The sequence below is a fragment of the Enterococcus sp. AZ009 genome (assembly GCF_050548785.1).
Classification (GTDB): domain Bacteria; phylum Bacillota; class Bacilli; order Lactobacillales; family Enterococcaceae; genus Enterococcus_D; species Enterococcus_D entomosocium.
In genome coordinates, this window is the sequence record NZ_CP172960.1 from 667,935 (window position 1) to 688,630 (window position 20,696).

Consider the following 20,696-nt stretch of genomic DNA (forward strand, 5'->3'; position numbering starts at 1 on the left):
ACATGCCGCTTCATAAATTGAGGTATTTCATTGTAGCGATGTTGGTTTTAAGTTGTCTGCTAGTCGCTGATTTCGTAGAAGCCAAAGAAGTGTCCACCGCTAGAACAGAAGGGGTCATCCGTTTTGTTGGTGGCCAGGAACCTGAAAAGCCAGAGCCAAAACCGCCGACAGGGGAATGGCGAGCACCTGAAGAAGATTCGTCTGATAGCGCAAAAAATGATCGTTTTCCGCAAACGAACAGTCACCAACAACTGCTTATTCGCTGGATAGGTCTGCTGCTCGTCCTCTTGAGTGTGGTCGCTTACTTGAAACGATGCGCACGAAGATCAGCTAACGAGAAAAATGACCTTTAGGCAATACGGTCGCACGCTTGTTTTAGGAAAAGACAGTTGTGGTTTTTGAAGAAGTGAGAGGATTAGTAAGCCAACTGGCAACCAGTTCTAGCGAAAAAAGGTTTATGCATCAATCAATAGTAATCATCGTAGATTCTTTCTGCGAATAATAGTAAAAGGAGTAATTTTTTATGAAACGTATTTATTTAGCAACAATCGGTGTCATGAGTATCGCTGTGTTATCTGGGGGAGTGACCGCAGCAGCAACCCCCATCCTGGAAGGAAATACCGAAAATGAAGTAGATTTCATCCCTGGGGAGGAGGAAGAGATCGATGTTGAGTTACCTGAAAAAGAGCCAGAGGTAGAAATTGATCCGATCGATCCAGAGGTAACCGGTCCGTTCACTTTGGTGCATGTGCCAAAGCGCTTCGATTTTGGAACCCAAGTGATCAGCACAGGCCCTGGAAAATCCGCAATGCTTGCAGAGCTGGAACGACTGTCTGATGGGTCAGGAACCGCACCATATGTCTCTTTTGCTCAAGTATTGGATACCCGTGGTGGACACAACGGCTGGACGTTAAATGTCGATTTGGATCAATTTACAAGTACAGATGCCACTTCGAATCATGTATTACGTGGGGCTTATATCGAATTTCAAAATCCACAGATTCGTTCGAATGCATTAGATTCGGCTACTTTCCCAACAGCACCTAGCGATCAATTTAACCATCAAACCATCGATGTTGGAACGGAAGGCAACACCTTGATGTCTGCGGCCCCTGGCCAAGGGGCGGGACTTTCAACGGTTCAATGGGGCAATCAAACCCTGCTAAATCAACAGCATGCAGCTGGGGAAGAGGATATTCTCAATGAAGCGATTTGGCTCCATATACCGACAGGAGCGAATCCGCAAGCAACCGCTTATACGGCTACTCTGACTTGGCATTTAAGTGCCACTCCTGGGAATTAAGGGATAAGTTTTTTGGAAGAACACAGCAAAGAAGCCAGTCTTTTAGCTTGGCTCAGAAGCATGAATAAAGGCACATGATTTTAACGAATCATTTTACCAGTAAGCGCGATAGCGAATGATACGCGTGTTGCGATTAGGGAAAAACGAATCAGGAAGTGAGTAAGGGATATAGGGAATAGGCAGGAGACGAGTTGTTCCTGCCTATTTTGAAAGGAATGATTCATTATGAAGACACAAAGCAAGAGATCAATCAAGAATAGGCTAGTAGCTGGGTTTGTTTTACTGGTGATGGTACTCGTTGGATTGCCGATGACAGGTTGGGCAGAAACACAATCAGAATTGCCATTTCATGTGGTCCCCAATTTGCCGAAAAGCCAATTGCCAGATGGGAATAGTGGCTATTTTGATCTAGAACTAGCACCAGGGACCGATGATGTTCTGGGGGTGACGATTCAAAATCGCGCGGAAAAGGAAATCACGATCGAAGTTTCCGCACATACGGCGTTCACTAACGGAAATGGCGTCGTGGAATATGGCAAAGATGCCGCAGAACCTGATCCGACTTTGCCTTATTCGATAGCTGATCTAATCGAATCACCTGGAGAGATTATTTTGTCAGCTAAGGAAAAAAAGACGATCGAGTTACCCATACATATGCCTGAAGAAGCCTTTACTGGTAGTCTAGTCGGCGGTTTACGTATTCGAGAGGTCATCGCAGAAGCGACTGGATCAGAGGAAGAAGGTGTTGCGATCCAAAATCGGTTTGCTTATATCCTAGGCGTTGTTGTCCGCAATGAAGCGTCTATTATTGAACCAGAGCTTGCGTTATTGGATGTGTTTGCCGGTCAAGTCAATTATCGCAATGCGTTTCGGGCAACGCTACAAAATCCGTTGCCGCGTTTTGTCAATCGACTAGAGGTAGAGGCAACTGTTCGACGAGCGGATCAGGAAGAAGTCTTATATGAGGCGCAGCGTGAAGGGATGCAAATGGCGCCAAATTCACATTTTCATTTTCCCGTTTCATTACAGGGGGATCGTTTTTACAGCGGAGAATATGTAATGAGCTTAACAGCTCGAGCTGAAGGTGAGGAGTGGACATGGGAATATCCGTTTACTGTGGAAGCAGACACAGCACGACAGTTGAATCGTGAGGATGTCACCATTGAAGAGGGGCAAAACTGGAGGTTGATCAGCGCATTAGGACTAGTGATCTTCCTTATTGGAATAATCATTTGGCTGTTATGGAAGAACAAAAAGCCGACCATGGATACGTAAGAAGTAAAGGAGAGCATGGAATGAAAAAGCAAAACTTGAAATATTGGATTCGCTTGCTGCTTGTTTTTATGGGATTACGCTTGATGAGTGTCCCGCTCATCGTTGTTTTTGCTGAAACCGAGCCGCCATACCTCGCACAACCGCTAGCGGATGAGGGAGGTATGGAGGAGTTTGCCACAGGAACATCTGAGCCTGAAGGGACGGTGCAGTTCAAAGAGCCTAAATTTGCTGGTACGGTAGGTCAACCACTTACGATCGATTTGGTCAGCGACCAAGCGGTGGCAGAAATCTTCCTAGAATTACCAGCAGAAGTCAAGCTGATGACTGATGTATTGGCACCCGGACAAACAGCAGCAAAACAAAGCGATCAATGCTGGCAGATCAAAGCAAGTCAAGCACGGCAGACATTTTCTGTTTTGATCGTTGCCGAACTTCCTGGAAGTTTTGTTATAGCCAGTGCAGGGAGCGAAGCGATCGTTGAAATAGCTGCTGCAGAGACAGACACTGAGGAAACACCGAAAGACTTGGAAAATGAGTCCTTAGAATCGCAAGAAACGGATAGTGATCCTGCTGAAAAAGTAGCAGACATTGAGCGTCCGCAGGAGGAGTCAGCGGTACAGGCGGCTAGTGAGATCGTACCAAGCGCCTTTGATGGTGGCACAGCTTACGTAACGACCATGGCGGAGTTTATTAGTGCTGTACAAGATCCAGCCGTATCCATTCTTTCCTTACAAGCGGACCTTGTCCAATCTACTTCCAGCATAATGACCATCGATCGTCCGATAATGATTCAAGGAAATGGTCATGCATTGACCCTCAATAACAATAGTGCTTATTTTCAATTATTAACCGTTAACGAAGAAACGATTTTTCGTATCGAAAATCTCACTTACCAAAAAACAGGCACTACCGCTTTGATCCAGACCACCAATGCGTTGAGTAAAAACTGGGTCGTTGAACTAGAGGAAGTAGAAGAAGCCTCGGAGAATCGGTCACCTTTTATTTTAGCACGAGAAGCGAAGGTTCACTTTACTGGTGGGATCAATCGCTTCGAGGCAATGACGATGGCTTCCGATACCTTGTTCAATCTGAAAGAAGTGGAGGTCGGAAATCAAGCGCAAGTGATTATTAATAAGCCGAATATGTGGATTTTTTATACAGCACCAGATATTCAAGATCCTAGGTTGTTGATCGATGAGGGTGCGCAAGTGAGCATTACTACGCGACTAGGGGATGCGAATACAATCGATTTACGTGGCGATAATGGTCAAATGGAACTCAATCATGGTGCTCGTTTAACTATTCGCAGTCCAGGAACGACTGCTGCTCCGACCAATGGTAATAATAATGCCGTTATTCTGTCTGGGAGAAATCCTCGCTTTATCGCAGCAGAGAATTCAGTTTTTTCAATCGAGGTTACAGAAAGAAAACGCGGGCTTGTTCTGACTGGAGAGCAGCCAGAATTGACGATCCAATCTGGTGCAAACGTAACGATAAACACAATGAATGCGAGCGCCATCCTCTTAAATGGTTTCTTTCCTTCTGCTACGATCGCAGGAGATGAAACACAAGTACGGGTGAACAATGAGACGGCGGCAGATGCCAATGCGATCGAACTAGTAGGAGACAACAGCAATTTTTATCTTTTTGATGGTGGTACGCTCATTGTAGAAAGTCAGGGAGCAGCCACAGCAATGTCGGAGGAACAAAATATTGCACTATTTATGAAGGGGGCGGATCCAACAATGGTTGTGGGGGATGCTGCCTTATTGCAGATTGAAACGACACAAAGAAGGCGCGGCGTATTTCTGACTGGTGAGAATCCTAAGTTGACGATCCAGAACGGCTCAAAAGTACGCTTGACCGCCGAAAATGCGAATGCTTTACGGGTCAACGGAAAAAATGCCGACGTCACCATTAGTGGCGAAGAGACACATGTACGGATTTTCAGTGAGATTGCAGCGGCAGAAGGAGCAGCATCCTTTGTTTTATCGACACCGTCGAATGCGGCAGAAGCTGGGGCTCTTACTTTAAGTGAATCAGCAGTCTTAGAGGTCGAAAGCATCACTGCTAGTGCGATCAATATCACTAGTCTGAACTTTACTTTTAAAGTTAAAAGCAATGGACAATTAATAGCTAGCAGCCATGAGGCTGACGGGGACCATGCAGTGATTCGATTTTTATACTTTGGTTTGGTGACCTTTCATGTAACGGATGGTGGAATAGTAAAAGTTCGTAAAATAGGGGGGAGCGCACCCTTGATCCGAATTCCTAGTGGAGGAAATTCTTTTGAGATCACAGAAGGCGGCATCGTTGACCTTTATAATCCGGGAAACGGCAGCGCGCATGATGGGAATGTCGCTGGAGGAAATCAAGGAATTTTTTATGCGAGAGGCATCCATGATAACGGGACAGAGAATAATTTTTCAATCGTAGGTGTCGATAGTAAATTTATGTGTGTAGCAGATAGTGGTCCGGGGATTGACATGCATACCTACTTCAATTCAACGATCTACGTTGAACAAGGATATTTCCAAGTGGAAGGGCGGACAAGTACCCCGAATGGTGGCGTGTTTCGTTCAGGTAAACTATCTGTCTTCTTGAACGATCCAGTCTTTTTTGATTTTCGTAATGAGCGGCTTGATGGAGGAAACATCTTTAGTGTTTCTAATCTTTCAACTTTAACAGCGACGAATAGTGACTTAGCTGTTTGGAAAAACGGGTCAAATCTCTTAGGAGATCCCGATCTAAATTTCCCAACCCTCGATTTTGCTTTTTCAGGAGCTGATTTTGGCACGTTAGGTTTGACGAATAAGCCAGAGATATTGAATACGGAGACATTTGGCAATCAGGGACTGACAGCGTATTCTCGCGTAAGTTCAAACAATGCGCGTTGGGCGATCGTCGATGAGTTACGGGTGCCGACGAATGCGGACAAAAAAATTCATGGGCGAGTCAGCTTGCCTGTTGGTTTTGATGGCACTCGCCCTGCTTGGGATGATGAAGCGAAAGTGACCGTTGAAATTGAAACAGCAGATGGTGAGAAGGAAGAAGTCACTGCGAAAACCGTCGGACATACAGAAGAAACACCGGGGATCAGTATCTATGGAGAAGAGCCGCAAGGAGGGATTTTTGAGATTCCTCTTGAGGCTCCTTTGGAAGCAGGAACCATCGTCCGAGTCGTCGCTGTCGAATTAACCAGCGGCGAACTGACAGAAGGTGCCCAACATCAAATACGGACCGAGTCTGTGCAGGTTTTCCCTATTTTGCCGCCAACGCCCGCAGCTTTTGCTTCCTACGTACTTCTTGAAGAAACAACTGAGATCCATGGCCACACGGAAGACAAAGAGGTTGAGCTAAGTGCTGCACATAATGGTGCCTGGTTTGATACAGAGGCGGTGGTTATCGATGAAGATGGAACATTTACGATTGATGTAAGTGATCGGCAGTTAAAAGCGGGGGATGAGATCCAAGTCTTTCTGAAAGATTCTGCTGGTTCGGCAAAAGAAGCTGGAGTGATCAATCCGCCGACAACGAATGACGAACACGGCAATCAGAATCCAGCCTCAGAAGTTGTTTTTCGGGACGCTGTGTTTCCCGCTGCAACTACCCTGCGAATCGCCCAGACTGGACCACTGCCACCGGTTGATCCATTAGAACCGGATGTAGAAGTGAATCCAGAAAATCCGTCGGTCATTCCTGAGAACCAAGGGTTGCTCAGTCTTGATTTTGTTTCCCAGTTCCGATTTGGTCAGGTGCCGATCCGCAGTGCCAAAGGAACGTATCACGCACTGCCTCAGCATATGAATCTTGCCGAAGGGGCAACCGAAACTAAGGAACGTCCGAATTATGTGCAAATCACGGATCAGCGTAACGATGCAGAAGAGACGAGTTGGCGTTTATCGGCGACTCTTGATTCGCAGGGCTTCCAAAATGAAGACAATGAGCCCTTGATCGGTGCTCAAATCAGCTTAGCCAATCAACGGATTATGACGACCTCAGCAAATTCCAATGCCAGTATGCCAGAGCTTTCCACGGTGAATGATAGTGTAACTTTGACGCCAGGTGAAGCGCAGCCTCTACTAACTGGCGACAGTCAGAGTACGGGAACATGGGTCTATCGTTTTGGTGATCAAGAGACGGCAGCCACCAGTGTCGCCTTGGAAGTGCCTGCTGGTGCAAATCCCAAGTTGGGATGGTACCGTGCAACGATTGAATGGTCGTTAAGTAGTGTGCCAGAGTGAAGAAAGAATACTAGTCGGCAATAAGAAACGAATGGAAAAGACGTGTGCGGCGTTCAAGTGCCGCACACGTCTTTTCACTTATAAAAGGTGCTTTTTTCGATGTTTCGCAACGCAAAATTATGGATGATTTTTGGGTTGATGATTTTCAAGAAATTGTTCCAATCATCTGCATCTGGGATCGATTTTATCAGGAGGCATTCAACATCTAAAATATACTCTTCCAAATACTCTGCGTAATTCGTCACGACTAGATCAATCTTGTTTCGTTCAACATAATCTAAAGAAAACTCACTGGAATCAGGAAATTGCAAAATATGATATCGACCAAAATATTTTACGGCAAAAGCATTGATATGAAGACAAATATGCGCATCCCCCTCTAAAAGAAAAGCGATTCGGCGTGGATTGCCCCAGTATTTTTCTTTTAATCCTTCAAAGTATAAAGTGAAGCGGGCACTGATTGCTGACAGAGCGGTTGCTTCAAAGAGGGGCTGCCTAAAAAGAAACTCTGTATTTTCCTCATACTCTTTAGGGTATTGCGTTTGTGCGTAACTGGAAATTTCTTCCATACTTAGATTATAGGTAGGGGAAATCAGCTGTTTTATTTTTTCTGTTATAAAGAAAGAATGGAGAAAAATAAACTCTCGGGACTGATCATGATCGGATATTTGCTGAAACTGGCAAAAATTGGCAGTCAGTTCTTTTAGCTCAGGCCAATGGTCAAAGCGGTTAACAAATGATATTTCCCTGAGATAGTTGTTTATCCCACGGTTACTTGCTAGTAGAGCGAAAAGGTAGACCAGCTCCTCTGACGGTAAAGACAAGGAAAAAGCCGTTTGGAGTCGTTGATTGAGGGGCTGGATTTCTTGGAAGAGCTCATCTGCCAAGACGATCTTTTTTAATTGATCGGAGACAATGACAGTTTCTCCTGCTTGAGTACGCTCAAGGACAATATACAACCAATAACTGATATACCAAAATGAAGCCGTATTATTGGTTTTGCCGCGTATATTTCGAAAAAAATCTAAGACGATGTTTTGCACAGCGATCGTTGGACGTACCGTATGAGGCGTAGCGTCTGACTCATAATAAAAGGTATGAAAAAATTTGCGAATATCCGCTTCTGATCCGATCAGACGGAAATTCTTGTGATCAACAGATAACTGAAAGGGCCTCAGGGCTTTTTCAAAAAGCGTTAAATAGCGTAAAAGGGAACTTTCAGAAAGATAAAAATAGTCTGCCCATTCAGAAACTGTCCGATATTCTCCCTTAAACAGATGCTCAAGAATAACGAATAATGGTTCATTCTGAAGGAGCGCTCGTTTTCGTTCAAGATATTCCTTCGGTAGTAATTCGTGAAGAGAATAGCCATTCGACGTGGATTCGATCATTAAAGTACTTCCAAAGTAGCTCCGTAGCCCCTCCATATCATAAATGATCGTGCGCCGCGAACTCTGGACAGCTTTTGATAATTCACGATTCGAAAGGGTCTTATGCCGTTCCAAAAGATTCAATAGTTTCAACCAACGAATGGTGGTAGTAGAAGTAATAAACGTCATCTGAAAATTTTTCATTCGTAACACTCCCATATGGTCTGTTTGGTGGATCGTCTCTCACGTCTGATTATGGAATATGGATACTGGCAAGGCAAGGGAAAGGTTTTTAGTAGGTAACAAGTGTTTCTTGTACAGGAACACTTGTGCTACTCAGGGATGAAAAGCAAATAACCGAAAAGTCCAACGATTCGTCATAGACATCGTTGGACCTTTCGGCTTTTTTATCAAGCTGTTGCAAACTGGCTGTTATATAGTTGGGCGTAAAGGGAATCTTGTGCCAGCAATTGAGTATGGGAGCCTTTTTCGACGACGGAGCCGTCTTTCATCACTAGAATCAAGTCGGCATTTTTGATGGTAGAAAGACGATGGGCGATGATAAAACTGGTCCTTCCTTGGGTCAAACGATCCATTGCCGTTTGGATCATTTGTTCCGTCCGAGTGTCGACACTGGAGGTGGCTTCATCAAGGATCAGGATCGTTGGGTCCGCTAAAATCGCCCGGGCGATCGTCAATAATTGTTGTTGTCCTTGAGACAGTTCGCTTTCGGAGCCAATGACGGTATCGTAACCGTTGGGCAGGGTCCGCACGAAGTGGTCGCATTGGGCGGCTTTGGCTGCAGCCAAGATGTCTTCCCGAGTGGCGTCGGGATTGCCATATGCGATATTTTCAGCAATGGTTCCTTGGAACAGCCATGTATCCTGCAGCACCATACCGAATTTTTTCCGGACTGCCGGTGCCGAAAAGGACATCATGTCTTGATCGTCCAGCAAAATCTTTCCACCGTTCAAAGGATAAAAGCGCATCAAAAGATTGATCATGGTGGTTTTTCCAGCGCCTGTTGGTCCGACGATCGCCACCGTTTGTTTTGGTTTGACGGAAAATTCGACGTTTTCCATCAAGAGTTTTTCCTTGTTGTAGCCAAAGGAGACGTGTTGGAAATCGATTTTTCCTTTGATGGTTTGCGGTACCGGCAGTTGCTGGGTCGCTGATTCTTCTTCAGGATAATCAAGGATCTCAAAAATTCGTTCGAGAGATGCTAAGGCACTTTGCAAGGTATTCATAATATAAGAAGCTTGCGTGATCGGTTCAGACACTTGGTTGATGTATTGCAGATAGGCTTGTACGAGACCAATGGATAATTGCCCTTGCAACACCATCAGACCACCAACGACGGCGCTTAAGATAAAGCCGATTTGATTGATAAAGCGCACGAAAGGATTGATCGCTGCACTGACGAACTGTGCTTTCCGAAAAGCTTTAAATTGGGCTTCGCTCAATTCCGCCATTTCCGCTTCAACGGCAATTTGCTGGTTGTAGGATTTGATCAGCGGATTTGCGGTATAAAACTCTTCCGCACGACTGCTGACTGCACCTAATGTTTCTTGGTTTTTGGTAAAGTAGCTCAAGTTTTTTCGTGCGAGAACGGTGGTCACAAAAGCACTCAAAAGCAAAATCAGAACCACGCCGATCGTCAGTAATGGGCTGAGATAAAGCATGGCGATCAAGCCGAAGGTAATGCTGATGGTTGCGGTGATCAACTGCATCAAACCGACTTGCAAGACTTCAGATACTTTATCTAAATCGAGAATCACTCGGCTTAAAATATCGCCAGTATGATGTTTGTCGTAAAAACTGATAGGCAGGCGATTGAATTTGTCACTGATTTGTTTGCGTAAAGTCAAGGTCAGGGTTTCACTGACACTGGCCATCGTATACTCTTGCAGCAAGGAAAAGAGACTGATCAAAAGCCATGTTCCCGCTAAAAGGACGACTGGACCTAAAATACTTTGCCAAAAATCATTGATTTGCCAGCCTTCTTGTTGAAACAAGGCGATCAGATTATCCAGTCCACGTCCCAAGATCAAAGGGGCGATGGACATTAGTAAGGAAAAGAACAAGGCAGAGACGATGATCAGTAAAAAGCGGGCTTTTTGTTCCATTAGTAATCGAAGTAGGCGCCGGCTTGTATGTTTCATGTTTTTTGGTGTATCCATTGTTTGTTTACTCATCCTTCATTCCTCCCATTCCTTGAGATGAGGCAAACTCTTGATAAGTTTGGCAAGTGCGTAATAATTCTTCGTGGGTTCCTTTACCGACCATCTTGCCGTTATCCAAGACAATGATTTGATCGGCATTTTTAACGGTCGATACCCGTTGAGCAACGATAATGACGGCTGCATCTTTCGTGTATTCTTTCAATGCACGCCGCAAGTTGGCGTCTGTTTGATAATCCAAAGCAGAAAAGCTGTCATCAAAGAAGTAGATTTCTGCGGGCTTTGTTAGCGCTCGGGCAATACTCAGCCGTTGCTTTTGACCGCCGGAGAAATTGCTGCCTTTTTGAGCAACTAGACTTCCATAACCTTCAGGCAAGCCTTCGATAAATGACTTGGCTTGGGCAACTTCAGCGGCTTTTGCCATCGCCTCATGGGTTGCCGGACGATTGCCGAAACGCAGGGTTTCTTGAATCGTGCCGCTAAGCAAGAGCGCTTTTTGCGGGACATAACTAATTTGGTCCCGTAATTCGGCTTGAGAGATCTCTTTGATGTTGCGGCCAAAAAGCGTAATCGAACCAGCAGTCACATCTTTGAAACGCAGCAAGGCTTTGGCAATGGTGCTTTTTCCAGAGCCGGTTCCGCCAACGATCGCTGTCGTTTTGCCTCGGTGGATCTCGAAGCTGATATCTTCTAAGACAGGTTCTTCGGCGCCTTCATACGTAAATTGCACGTGATTGAAAGCGGCGATCGTTTCTGACAAGGCGGATTTGTTTAAGGTTTGGTCACCGTCAATCAAATCAATTGGTTCTTCTAAGACTTCTTCGATTCGTTGTAAGGAAGTCAAGCCTTTAGGCACCATCACGATCACCATCGCTGCCATGGTCAAAAACCAAAGACTCAGGATCGTGTATTCGATGATGGCAGTAATACTACCAATAGCAAGGTGACCCTGAAGACTTTGATAGCCGCCGTAGACAAGGATGGTCGAAATTGAAAGCCCCATTACTAAATTGACGGTCGGATTCAAGACAGCAAAGAGGCGATTGACTTTAATCATGGTTTTCGCATATTCCGTCAAGGTTTGATCTGTCCGTTCTTTTTCGTAAGCCGCTTTGTCAAATGCCCGAATCACCCGAGCGCCGGTAAAGGTTTCTCGTAAGATCCGCATCATGTTATCGACTAGTTTTTGCGTGATTTGTGATAATGGGATCGCTTTGCGAATCACCCCATAAGCGATCATTGAAAAACATAGGATCGCTACGATTGGGACCCAAATCATCCGTAAAGAGACGGTGCCGGTTAGAAAAATCGAAGCTGCGACGATCATTGGGGCTGGCAAAATCATTTGCAGCGCCATCATCAAAATTTGTTGGATGTTGTTGATGTCGCTGGTGGTACGTGCCAGCAAAGTGGGTGTACCATAGCCATCAACAGCGGATACAGAGAGTTCTTGTGTTTTTTTGAAAAAGCGCATCCGCAAAAAATGCCCGAATTTTCCTGAAAGGTGGGCAGATAAATAACTACCGCCTACCGAGACGATCACGGTGCCGATGGCAATGGCAAACATCCACCAGCCATTGTGCCAAATGGCCGTCGTGTCGACTTTTAAGATCCCTTCATCAATGATTTTTGCCAAAAAATACGGCAACAAGAGTGTGCCGAAGGATTGGACTAGCATCAAAAGAAATAAACTGAAAAAGAAGCGTCGTTCTTCTTTATAAAATAACTGTAATTGTTTCATGATTTCCCTCCAAAAATGTCGTTCTATGGTAGAATAAACTGTAACGTTACGTTACAGTCAAGTAAGGAGTGAAATTTTTTTGAAAAAACAATTGACCATCAGTGAGATGTCCGCTTATGCTGGCGTGAGTCGGCGCACATTGATTTATTATGATCAAATCGATTTGTTCAAACCGCAATCGATTGGTGAAAACAGCTATCGCTATTACGGCTTTGAACAATGCCTTGAGTTAGACGTGATTTTGATGTTGCGTTCTTTAGACATGCCCTTGCAAGACATTCGCCAATTTTTGAAAAACCGCAACCCGGAATATACGCAAAAGGAACTTGTGGAACGGCGAGGACAAGTCCGTGACAAAATCGCTGCGCTACAAGAATTGGAACGAACCTTCGATCGCTACATCCAGCGCTATGAAAAAGTACAGAAAGCCGATTTTGAGACCTTTACGATAGCGCAGCACGAAGCAGAGGCGTTTATCGTTTCCGAAGAGATCGCTGGCGATGATCCAGAATCTGCTTATCAAGTGTACGCCCGTTTTTATCCGCTAGTGGATTATAAAGATGCCTTCAGTGGCTATCCCATCGGCTTTTTAAGTGCAGGAACGACGTTGGAGGATCAGACTTTTCACGCATCGCCTTATCGGGCATTGATCTTGATTCCCCAAGATCGGCTACATCTCTATCCGGAAAAGCTGATCATCACACGTCCCGCTGGTACGTATGTTTCTGGATTTGTCAGTGAGGGAGAAGAACAAATTGCCGCTTTTACCCACCGCATCCAAGCCTTTCTAAAAGAGAAGCAGTTGAAAATCGATGGCGATGTTTGGGAATTGTTATGGCAAGATGAAGTCTTTACCACACAAAAAGAATTGCAGATATTTGAAGTGATGGTTCCAGTGAAGCCCGAGTAATGGACGAGGCACGCGTATCTGTAAGAACTGGAAATCAAGACACGTAATAGCAATGATGGTTGCCGCTGGCTTTTCATATAGAAGCAAAGGAGATGACTAAGTCAGATCCCTTCCCTACAAAGAGCCCTGTGAAGCGTTGAAATTCCCATTTTCCTTTTTTCTCGTTATACTTGAGAGAACAGATGAGAAAAAAGGGGAAATTTTAATGAAAAAAGAAACAGGATTACGCTCGCTTTATGCGTTGATTGGTGTCGCCATTTTAGGATTCGGGGCGGCATTGCTGCGGGTTGGCGGAGTGGGGCTAGACCCATACACAGCAGCCAATATCGGTGTCGGCGAGCTGCTAGGGTTATCCCTTGGGGTCTATCAATTGATGATCAATATCGCTGTCCTAGTATTGATTTTTATCTTTGGCCGTCGCCATATCGGCATCGGGACGGTCATCAATATGGTGCTGACAGGATTCTTCATCGACTTTTATACCAATGTTTTTGATTGGTTATCCGTCGGTCCAAATAACTGGTGGCAGCAAGGCTTGTTCTTGTTGATCGGGATCATCTTCTTTACCTTCGGTGCTTCGTTTTATATGTCAGCGAATTTGGGTAGCGCCCCCTACGACGCGATCGCCCCAACCATCGTCGATCAGACGAAAGCCAACTATCGAGTGGTGCGGGTGATTCAAGACGTTGCCTTTGCCTTGATTGGGCTCTTCACAGGCGGGCCAATCGGGATCGGAACCTTCATCAGTGCCTTTTTAGTGGGCCCACTGATCAAATTCTGGGACAACCGTGTCTCTGAGCCATTCATCGAAAGCAGTGTCAAAAAAGCGATTTTTAAATAAAAAAAGGTCTGCAGCAAAGAGAAGTCGAAGCGATTTAATCGCCCACTTCACTCAGCTGCAGTTTTTTTGCCATTTGCTCAAGGAATTCTTGCATAATTGCTTCTCAGTCGCTAGAATAAAAAAGCCGAGGAGGGGTAGTATGCAATTACCAACACCATTTATTGAAAAATACCAACGGTTGCTAGGAGAAGAAGCACCAGCTTTTTTTACCGCTTTAACCGATAATCAGCCAGTCAAAGGCTTTCGCTTGAATGTTGCTAAGCCGCACGCACAAGCGATGCTGGCAAAATATGGACCAGCTGCTGTACCCGCCCCCTATGCAGAAGCGGCTTATATTGGCGAAGTCAAAGGCCGTTCGTTGCTCCATCAAGCTGGCTATGTCTACAGCCAAGAACCTAGTGCGATGATCGTGGCAACGATCGCAGCCGCTCAACCAGGGGAGCGGGTCTTAGATTTATGTGCGGCACCGGGAGGCAAAACAACGCAGCTGGCAAGCCAATTACAAGGAAAAGGGCTGCTTGTAGCAAATGAGATTTTCCCGAAGCGTGCCAAAATCCTATCAGAAAATGTGGAGCGTTGGGGCTTTCCGAATGTAGTCGTCACCAATCAGGCTCCACAAGAATTGAGCCGCCATTTTCCTCAGTTTTTTGACAAGATCGTGGTGGACGCCCCATGTTCTGGTGAAGGGATGTTTCGTAAAGATCCCGTCGCCTTAGAAGAATGGCAGGCAGAAACACCTGATCAGTGTGCGATCAGGCAAAAAGACATTTTGGCACAAGCCGTTGCGATGCTAAAACCGGGGGGCCAGCTGATCTATTCCACCTGTACCTTTGCCCCTGAAGAAAACGAAGCGATGATGGCTTGGTTAATGGAGGAGTATCCCTTCACAATCGAAGCGATCGACTTGGCCAATGTATCTCATGGGCGCAGCGAGTGGGGAGCTGCATCTGGGATCGAGAAAACCATCCGCTTATGGCCGCATTTAAACCAAGGAGAAGGTCATTTCGCTGCGAAATTGACCTCCCAAGCAGAAGCAGCGCCAGTGAAAAAGAAGAAAAAAGGCAAAGGAGCGACAGCCAAGAGCCCATTGGATGCAACGACTCAAAAGTTGTGGCAAGCCTTTCGCAAGGAGTTTCCTTTTTTACAGGCACTGAATGCGACACCTCAGCTGCTAGGAGAAAACCTCTGGCTCGTTCCTGAAGAAATGCCTTCTTTAAAAGGGATCAAGTTTATGCGCCCAGGTTTGCATGTCGGCGTCGTTAAAAAGAATCGGATCGAACCTAGTTATGCGTTGGCATTGGCGATCCATGCAGAAGAAGGGGCACCGACAGTGCCGATCACTTTGCCGCAATGGCAGCAGTATGTGGCAGGTGAAACCATGAGCGTGCCAGGAAATGCTGGATGGGTGATTTTGACAGTCGATGAGATCCCCGTCGGTTTTGGAAAACAAGTCCAAGGAACTGTGAAAAACTTCTTTCCAAAAGGATTAAGATTCAAAGCGATTTAAACGAAATAGTGTTTTTATTTCAGTCCTCGTGCTATGATGGAAGTAGCAAAATAAGGGAGCTGATCGATATGAAAACATCATCAAAAGTAACGATTGGATTAAGCATTGCAGCGATCGCTGGGATCACTACTGCCGTCGTTGTATCAGACAAAGTATTCAATAAAGTACGCTTCGCTTGCAACCGACACAAAGTAAAGAAATTTGTCGATGACAAATTCAACGGCAATGAAAAATTGTTGGATGTCGTAGACGGCTTGTCTGACAATGAATTGGATTCGTTGTTAGGTGTGATGAAAAAAGTCAATGAGGGCCGCAACAAAATCTCTGTTTACGGAGACAACATCAAAGATTCGACAGAACATGTCAAAGACAAGTTGACGAGCTTTGTTGATTCCGTCTTTTAAGCCAATCATTCCATTTGAAACTCGCAGGGACATCGGTCTTTGCGAGTTTTTCTCGTCTTTCTAAGCGTTTTTCGTTATACTAACAAGGAAATGCACGAAATGGTGCGAGGTAGAGGAGTGAAAGTGAAGTCGTGGAAAAAACAAGTACCTTGACTGCCGAGGAAAAAGCGTTCTTTATGGAAGAAGCAATCAAAGAAGCCCGAAAAGCAGAAGGTGTGGCAGAAGTACCGATCGGTGCTGTCGTCGTCTTGGATGGCAAAATCATTGGTCGTGGGCACAATCTACGAGAAACGCAGCAACAAGCCGCAGCGCATGCGGAGATGTTTGCGATCGAGGAAGCCTGTCGCACTGTCGGAAGTTGGCGCTTAGAACAAGCGCAGCTGTTTGTGACCTTGGAACCATGCCCGATGTGCAGTGGGGCGATGTTATTGGCACGGGTGGAAGAAGTGTATTTTGGTGCCTACGATCCCAAAGGCGGCACTGCTGGTACATTGATGAATTTATTGGAAGATGAGCGCTTCAACCATTGGTCCTATGTGGAAGGCGGCATTTTAGAAGAAGCATGCGGCCAGCTGCTAACAGATTTTTTCCGAGCATTACGAGAAAAGAAAAAACAAAAAAAGGCTGGCAATCTCTAACGAAATACGTTATACTAAGTTTTGCCGAAAGGCTAGGACAATGGAGGTCTTGTGAAGCGTGTCAGATCCGGAAGGAAGCAGCACTAAGCAGGATTCTCCATGTGTCTGATTGAAAAACTGCCTGCTTTTGAAGAAAGCAGTAGTACTAATTGAATCGATGATCATTCAAACCTGAGACAGACTGTCTTAGGTTTTTTTATTGTCTGAAAGTCTTTGTGATACCAAGGGCTGTTCTAATTGTATTCTGCTTTAAATCTAGGCAATCGATAGCAGCTCTCAGAGGGTTAAGTTGTATTTTTGATACAAAGGCTTTATTCCTGTTTAGAACCTTACTCTGATAACTTTTCCGTTGGCGATTTTTATACTCTCAAAGAATCAGTAGTTCTGACGAACTGAAACATGGATTACCTGCTCTCGATATTCGATAGAATCTTCGTTTCAAGAACTCTTTATTTTCGCTTCAACGAATTGCCTCCGCCGTGTTATCGGTTGCAATTCCCCCAAATAACCAGAAAAAATCACTTTCCTTTTTACAGTCAGAAAAGTGATTTTTTCTTTTGAACAACTGTCACTGTAACTGTTTCTTTTTTACAAAAAGTCACCATTCTTTTCCAAGCATTCCAATGGTTTCCCAGAGATTTTATGCTATGCTTATTTTGTAGAGAATTCCGTCGTCTTTCTACTGGCAACCCTTGATGCCAAGAGAAACGGATAGTGATTTCAGGCGACGTATTTGAAAAGAGGCGCACAATGGAAAAAATTACGATTATCCATACCAACGATCTGCATTCCCACCTAGAACATTGGCCGAAGATGCGGCGTTATTTGGATCAAAGAAAACGAGAAGCGGATACGACCGAAGAGACAGTGATCGCGGTCGACTTAGGCGACTTTGTCGATCGCTGGCATCCTTTGACAGAAGCAACTGACGGCAAGGCGAATGTCGACTTGATGAATCAAGGGCATTATGATGCGGTGACGATTGGGAACAATGAGGGAGTCGGCAATCCCAAAGAGGTCTTGCAGCATCTGTATGACCAAGCAGCATTTCCGGTCATTTTAGGCAACTTATTTGATAAAAAGGATTTGCGTCCGCCAAAGTGGGCACAAGAATACAAAATCATGGAAAGCAATCAAGGAGCCAAAATCGGCTTGATCGCTTTTACGGCACCGTTTCTGCTAACATATGCCCCCAACGGTTGGGACATTCGCGAACCCTTGGAGATTTTGCCTTCATTGGTGCAGCATTTGCGCCCCGAGGTCGATCTGCTGGTCTTGATGAGCCATCTAGGCATCAATGCTGACCGCCAGATTGCGAGGGACTTTCCAGAGTTAGATGTTATATTAGGTTCCCACACGCACCATTTGTTTGAAAAGGGCGAAGTCATCAATGGGGTTCAAATTGGCGCAGCTGGCAAGTTTGGTTTTAACATTGGCGAAGTCGAAGTGGTCTTAGATGATCACCACCGCCCGATCAAGCATCGCGCACGTGTGATTCCGACGGATTCGTTGGTGGCTTTTCCGCAAGATGAGGACGAGATCGCCGAATATCTATCGATCGGCCATCGCTTGCTGCGGGCAAATCAGGTGGCAGAAATTCCAGCAGCGTTTACGAGGGATTGGCAAAGTGAACATTCCTTGGTTCGGGAGGCTCTTTTGGCATTATGTGCCAAAGGACAGACGGATGCCGCCATCTTAAATACGGGGCTATTTTTAGATGATTTACCACAAGGACGGGTCGATCAAGATCAGCTGCACACGATTTTGCCCCATCCGATGCATTTGATTCGAGTGACGCTGCAAGGCGCGGATGTCATTCGATTGGTCTTAGAGATGGAAAAAAATCGCAACTTTTTGCGCAATTTCCCAATTATGGGGATGGGCTTTCGAGGGAAGATTTTTGGCGAACTGGTTTATGAAGGCATTCGCTTTGATGAAAAAAACCACCAAGTTTTGTGGAAGCAAGAACCAGTTGATGTCTCTCAAAGCTACACGTTGACTCTTGTGGATCACTACTTGTTTATTCCGTTTTTCCCGACGATCGAGATTGCTGGAACTGTTGAGTTTCTTTTTCCAGACTTTATTCGGACGGTGGTCGGTGATTACTTGAGTCAGAAATACCCTATTCAGTAGTTGGTACCCCTCCAGTGGTTTTTTGAGGAAAACCGCGACTATCATTGAGGAATAAAACAAGGTATAATAAACAGCAGGTGGTGAAAAAATGACCGAAAAACAAACGATCACAGATGAAATGACATCTGTACTAGAAGAAATTATTGAAGAACCAGCGAAACAACCGCAAAAAGGCGAGTTGGTGACTTTGTTGAATGATGAAGAATTAATGATTGGCAATCGACAATACAAATTGGTCATGGATTATCGTGAAGGCTTCGATCCTGAAAAACTTGGTGAGCGTTACAGTGAAGTTTTGGCACGCTATGATTATATCGTAGGTGATTGGGGTTATGAACAGCTACGCTTGAAAGGCTTCTTTGAAAAGGATAACCGCAAAGCATTACCCGATCAGCGCATTGACATGCTGGAAGACTATTTGTATGAGTATTGCAACTTCGGTTGTGCCTATTTCGTGATCCAACGAGTTGGCGGCAAGAAAGAAAAAAGTACCTCCCGAAGACGTAAGAAAAAGCCAGCTCAAACGAATCAAAATCAAACTACACAACAAAACGCACATATAGAAGAAAAGCGTGAAGCAATTCCGCAGAAGAAAAGCAAACCAACGATCAAAAATCGTAAACCAAAAGAAAAAAACGTCAAAAAAACCGAAACAACTACGGTGAAAAAAGGCAAAAAAGAGTTTACGATTCGACAAAGGGAAGAATAAGATGAAATATAAAGGCTATTTGATTGATCTAGACGGCACGATTTATTTAGGAAAAGAGCCGATCCCTGCTGGGAAACGCTTCGTAGAATCCTTACAAGAAAAAGGACTGCCCTATTTATTTGTGACCAACAATACGACCCGCAGTCCCGAAGTCGTGGCACAGCGATTGGCGGATGAATTTTCGATTCACGTGGCACCAGAAACGATCTATACCGCAAGCTTGGCAACGATCGATTTTATGAAAGACCATGGCAAAGGCCGCAAAGTGTTTGTGATCGGCGAAGCGGGGTTGATCGATTTGATCTTAGCTGCTGGATTTGAGTGGGAAGAAACCAATCCGGATTATGTCGTGGTTGGTTTAGACAACCACGTGACGTATGAAAAATTTGTTTTAGCAACGTTAGCGATCCAAAAAGGAGCTACCTTTATCGGGACCAATCCAGACAAAAATATCCCGACGGAAAGAGGCTTGTTGCCAGGTGCGGGTTCACTGATTGCAATGGTGGAGACTGCCACCCAAACGCAACCAATTTTTATTGGCAAGCCAGAAGCCATCATTATGGAAAAAGCGGTGGCACACATCGGCTTATCAAAAGAAGAGGTCTTGATGGTGGGGGACAATTACGAAACCGATATTCGCTCGGGGATCCAAAACGGGATCGATTCTTTGCTCGTATTATCTGGCTTTACCCCGAAAGCGGCGGTTCCGACATTACCGGTAGCACCAACCTATGTGGTTGATTCTTTAGATGAGTGGGATTTTGAACAATGAAAAAACAAGTGTGGCTTGAACGCTTAGGATTTGTCTGCTTGTTTTTGTTTTTGGTCAGTCTAGCGATCACCCTAACGATCAATTTTCGACCGTTATATTGGTTTGATGTCGATCACTTAAATCTGCTGGATTATACCTCGCTAACAAGAGAAGAGTTGTTGAAGAACTATGGCTTATTGTTAGATTTTCTAAACAATCCCTTTGCAAGTACGCTCGCCTTGCCAGATTTTCCAATGTCTGAAGCGGGGGCTGGTCATTTCTACGATGTAAAACAGTTGTTTCTATTAAATTATGCTGTGATGATCGTCACGTTGCTGCCGAGTATCTGGTTCGTCAATCGGCTACGACAAAACCAACAGCAATGGCGCTTGATTCGTCCTTTTCAATGGGGGATGATATTGCCGCTGATTTTCGGGTTTTTGATGGCAGTCGGCTTTGATCGCTTTTTCGTTACGTTCCATGAGATTTTCTTCAGTAACGATGATTGGCTATTTAATCCAGCCACCGATCCGATCATCAACGTATTGCCAGAAACGTTTTTCATGCATTGCTTTATTCTCTTTTTTGTCTTGATTGAAGTCTTCTTTTTTGCTTTCTATTGGTGGGGCAAACGAGGCTTGAAAAAAACAGCGTAATGAAAAAAAGACCAACGATCCACTTCCTTTGAAG

General features: G+C 45.0%; 16 protein-coding genes and 1 other RNA gene. 14 read left to right on the forward strand and 3 right to left on the reverse strand.

What is annotated here, in order from left to right:
* The first annotated feature begins 2 nt into the window (after positions 1-2).
* From IGJ74_RS03125 to IGJ74_RS03140, 4 genes are all read left to right on the forward strand, one after another.
* Positions 3-353 carry an LPXTG cell wall anchor domain-containing protein gene (locus IGJ74_RS03125; RefSeq protein WP_242691927.1) on the forward strand — a complete coding sequence of 117 codons (351 nt, stop codon included), beginning with the start codon at positions 3-5 and terminating at the stop codon, positions 351-353.
* Positions 354-523: 170 nt separating this feature from the next.
* Positions 524-1,303 carry a WxL domain-containing protein gene (locus IGJ74_RS03130; protein ID WP_008378042.1) on the forward strand — a complete coding sequence of 260 codons (780 nt, stop codon included), beginning with the start codon at positions 524-526 and terminating at the stop codon, positions 1,301-1,303.
* 225 nt (positions 1,304-1,528) lie between these two features.
* Positions 1,529-2,578, forward strand: a complete 1,050-nt coding sequence (locus IGJ74_RS03135) for a DUF916 and DUF3324 domain-containing protein (RefSeq protein ID WP_061053781.1) — start codon at positions 1,529-1,531, stop codon at positions 2,576-2,578.
* Between the two features lie 20 nt (positions 2,579-2,598).
* Complete coding sequence (locus IGJ74_RS03140) at positions 2,599-6,822, forward strand: WxL domain-containing protein (protein ID WP_255324137.1); 4,224 nt, start codon at positions 2,599-2,601, stop codon at positions 6,820-6,822.
* Positions 6,823-6,896: 74 nt separating this feature from the next.
* Here IGJ74_RS03140 and IGJ74_RS03145 read toward each other — a convergent pair whose 3' ends face one another.
* The 3 genes from IGJ74_RS03145 to IGJ74_RS03155 all read right to left on the reverse strand — a co-directional run bounded on the left by IGJ74_RS03145 (position 6,897) and on the right by IGJ74_RS03155 (position 12,113).
* Complete coding sequence (locus IGJ74_RS03145) at positions 6,897-8,396, reverse strand: helix-turn-helix domain-containing protein (RefSeq protein WP_086316919.1); 1,500 nt, start codon at positions 8,394-8,396, stop codon at positions 6,897-6,899.
* 206 nt (positions 8,397-8,602) lie between these two features.
* Positions 8,603-10,387 carry an ABC transporter ATP-binding protein gene (locus tag IGJ74_RS03150; protein ID WP_218193220.1) on the reverse strand — a complete coding sequence of 595 codons (1,785 nt, stop codon included), beginning with the start codon at positions 10,385-10,387 and terminating at the stop codon, positions 8,603-8,605.
* Complete coding sequence (locus tag IGJ74_RS03155; RefSeq protein ID WP_218193219.1) at positions 10,380-12,113, reverse strand: ABC transporter ATP-binding protein; 1,734 nt, start codon at positions 12,111-12,113, stop codon at positions 10,380-10,382. The genes IGJ74_RS03150 and IGJ74_RS03155 overlap by 8 nt, the downstream gene beginning before the upstream one ends.
* A gap of 106 nt (positions 12,114-12,219) precedes the next feature.
* Here IGJ74_RS03155 and IGJ74_RS03160 point away from each other — a divergent pair, with 106 nt between their 5' ends.
* The 10 genes from IGJ74_RS03160 (at position 12,220) to IGJ74_RS03205 (ending at position 20,662) form a co-directional block, all read left to right on the forward strand.
* Entirely contained in the window at positions 12,220-13,023 is an 804-nt protein-coding gene (locus IGJ74_RS03160; protein WP_016611256.1) for a MerR family transcriptional regulator, read from the forward strand.
* Between the two features lie 205 nt (positions 13,024-13,228).
* A complete protein-coding gene (locus tag IGJ74_RS03165) occupies positions 13,229-13,864 on the forward strand; it encodes a hypothetical protein (RefSeq protein WP_255324136.1) in 636 nt (211 codons plus the stop codon).
* 139 nt (positions 13,865-14,003) lie between these two features.
* Complete coding sequence (locus IGJ74_RS03170; protein ID WP_008378065.1) at positions 14,004-15,371, forward strand: RsmB/NOP family class I SAM-dependent RNA methyltransferase; 1,368 nt, start codon at positions 14,004-14,006, stop codon at positions 15,369-15,371.
* A gap of 68 nt (positions 15,372-15,439) precedes the next feature.
* Complete coding sequence (locus IGJ74_RS03175) at positions 15,440-15,775, forward strand: hypothetical protein (RefSeq protein WP_005227636.1); 336 nt, start codon at positions 15,440-15,442, stop codon at positions 15,773-15,775.
* A 131-nt stretch (positions 15,776-15,906) separates the two neighbouring features.
* Positions 15,907-16,413: a tRNA adenosine(34) deaminase TadA gene (gene tadA, locus IGJ74_RS03180; protein ID WP_005231990.1), complete on the forward strand. Its 507-nt coding sequence runs from the start codon at positions 15,907-15,909 to the stop codon at positions 16,411-16,413.
* A gap of 29 nt (positions 16,414-16,442) precedes the next feature.
* Positions 16,443-16,529: signal recognition particle sRNA small type (ffs, locus tag IGJ74_RS03185), an RNA gene on the forward strand.
* A gap of 634 nt (positions 16,530-17,163) precedes the next feature.
* Positions 17,164-18,546 (forward strand): bifunctional metallophosphatase/5'-nucleotidase, encoded by a 1,383-nt coding sequence (locus IGJ74_RS03190; RefSeq protein WP_218193217.1) that lies wholly within the window; start codon positions 17,164-17,166, stop codon positions 18,544-18,546.
* Positions 18,547-18,634: 88 nt separating this feature from the next.
* Positions 18,635-19,255: a YutD family protein gene (locus tag IGJ74_RS03195; RefSeq protein ID WP_005231988.1), complete on the forward strand. Its 621-nt coding sequence runs from the start codon at positions 18,635-18,637 to the stop codon at positions 19,253-19,255.
* Position 19,256: 1 nt separating this feature from the next.
* The gene (locus IGJ74_RS03200; protein ID WP_061053784.1) at positions 19,257-20,027 is read left to right on the forward strand and encodes a TIGR01457 family HAD-type hydrolase; all 771 of its coding nucleotides are present in this window, start codon (positions 19,257-19,259) and stop codon (positions 20,025-20,027) included.
* Positions 20,024-20,662: a TIGR01906 family membrane protein gene (locus tag IGJ74_RS03205; protein ID WP_008378077.1), complete on the forward strand. Its 639-nt coding sequence runs from the start codon at positions 20,024-20,026 to the stop codon at positions 20,660-20,662. Before IGJ74_RS03200 ends, IGJ74_RS03205 begins: the two co-directional genes overlap by 4 nt.
* Positions 20,663-20,696: the final 34 nt, after the last annotated feature.

Bases quoted from the DNA above. Each gene is read 5' to 3' on its own strand.
- IGJ74_RS03165 (WP_255324136.1), top strand. From the start codon at position 13,229: ATGAAAAAAGAAACAGGATTACGCTCGCTTTATGCGTTGATTGGTGTC.
- IGJ74_RS03130 (WP_008378042.1), top strand. From the start codon at position 524: ATGAAACGTATTTATTTAGCAACAATCGGTGTCATGAGTATCGCTGTG.
- IGJ74_RS03160 (WP_016611256.1), top strand. From the start codon at position 12,220: ATGTCCGCTTATGCTGGCGTGAGTCGGCGCACATTGATTTATTATGAT.
- IGJ74_RS03145 (WP_086316919.1), bottom strand. From the start codon at position 8,396: ATGAAAAATTTTCAGATGACGTTTATTACTTCTACTACCACCATTCGT.
- IGJ74_RS03200 (WP_061053784.1), top strand. From the start codon at position 19,257: ATGAAATATAAAGGCTATTTGATTGATCTAGACGGCACGATTTATTTA.
- IGJ74_RS03205 (WP_008378077.1), top strand. From the start codon at position 20,024: ATGAAAAAACAAGTGTGGCTTGAACGCTTAGGATTTGTCTGCTTGTTT.
- IGJ74_RS03155 (WP_218193219.1), bottom strand. From the start codon at position 12,113: ATGAAACAATTACAGTTATTTTATAAAGAAGAACGACGCTTCTTTTTC.
- IGJ74_RS03195 (WP_005231988.1), top strand. From the start codon at position 18,635: ATGACCGAAAAACAAACGATCACAGATGAAATGACATCTGTACTAGAA.
- IGJ74_RS03150 (WP_218193220.1), bottom strand. From the start codon at position 10,387: ATGAGTAAACAAACAATGGATACACCAAAAAACATGAAACATACAAGC.
- IGJ74_RS03135 (WP_061053781.1), top strand. From the start codon at position 1,529: ATGAAGACACAAAGCAAGAGATCAATCAAGAATAGGCTAGTAGCTGGG.
- IGJ74_RS03125 (WP_242691927.1), top strand. From the start codon at position 3: ATGCCGCTTCATAAATTGAGGTATTTCATTGTAGCGATGTTGGTTTTA.
- IGJ74_RS03140 (WP_255324137.1), top strand. From the start codon at position 2,599: ATGAAAAAGCAAAACTTGAAATATTGGATTCGCTTGCTGCTTGTTTTT.
- IGJ74_RS03190 (WP_218193217.1), top strand. From the start codon at position 17,164: ATGGAAAAAATTACGATTATCCATACCAACGATCTGCATTCCCACCTA.
- IGJ74_RS03175 (WP_005227636.1), top strand. From the start codon at position 15,440: ATGAAAACATCATCAAAAGTAACGATTGGATTAAGCATTGCAGCGATC.
- IGJ74_RS03170 (WP_008378065.1), top strand. From the start codon at position 14,004: ATGCAATTACCAACACCATTTATTGAAAAATACCAACGGTTGCTAGGA.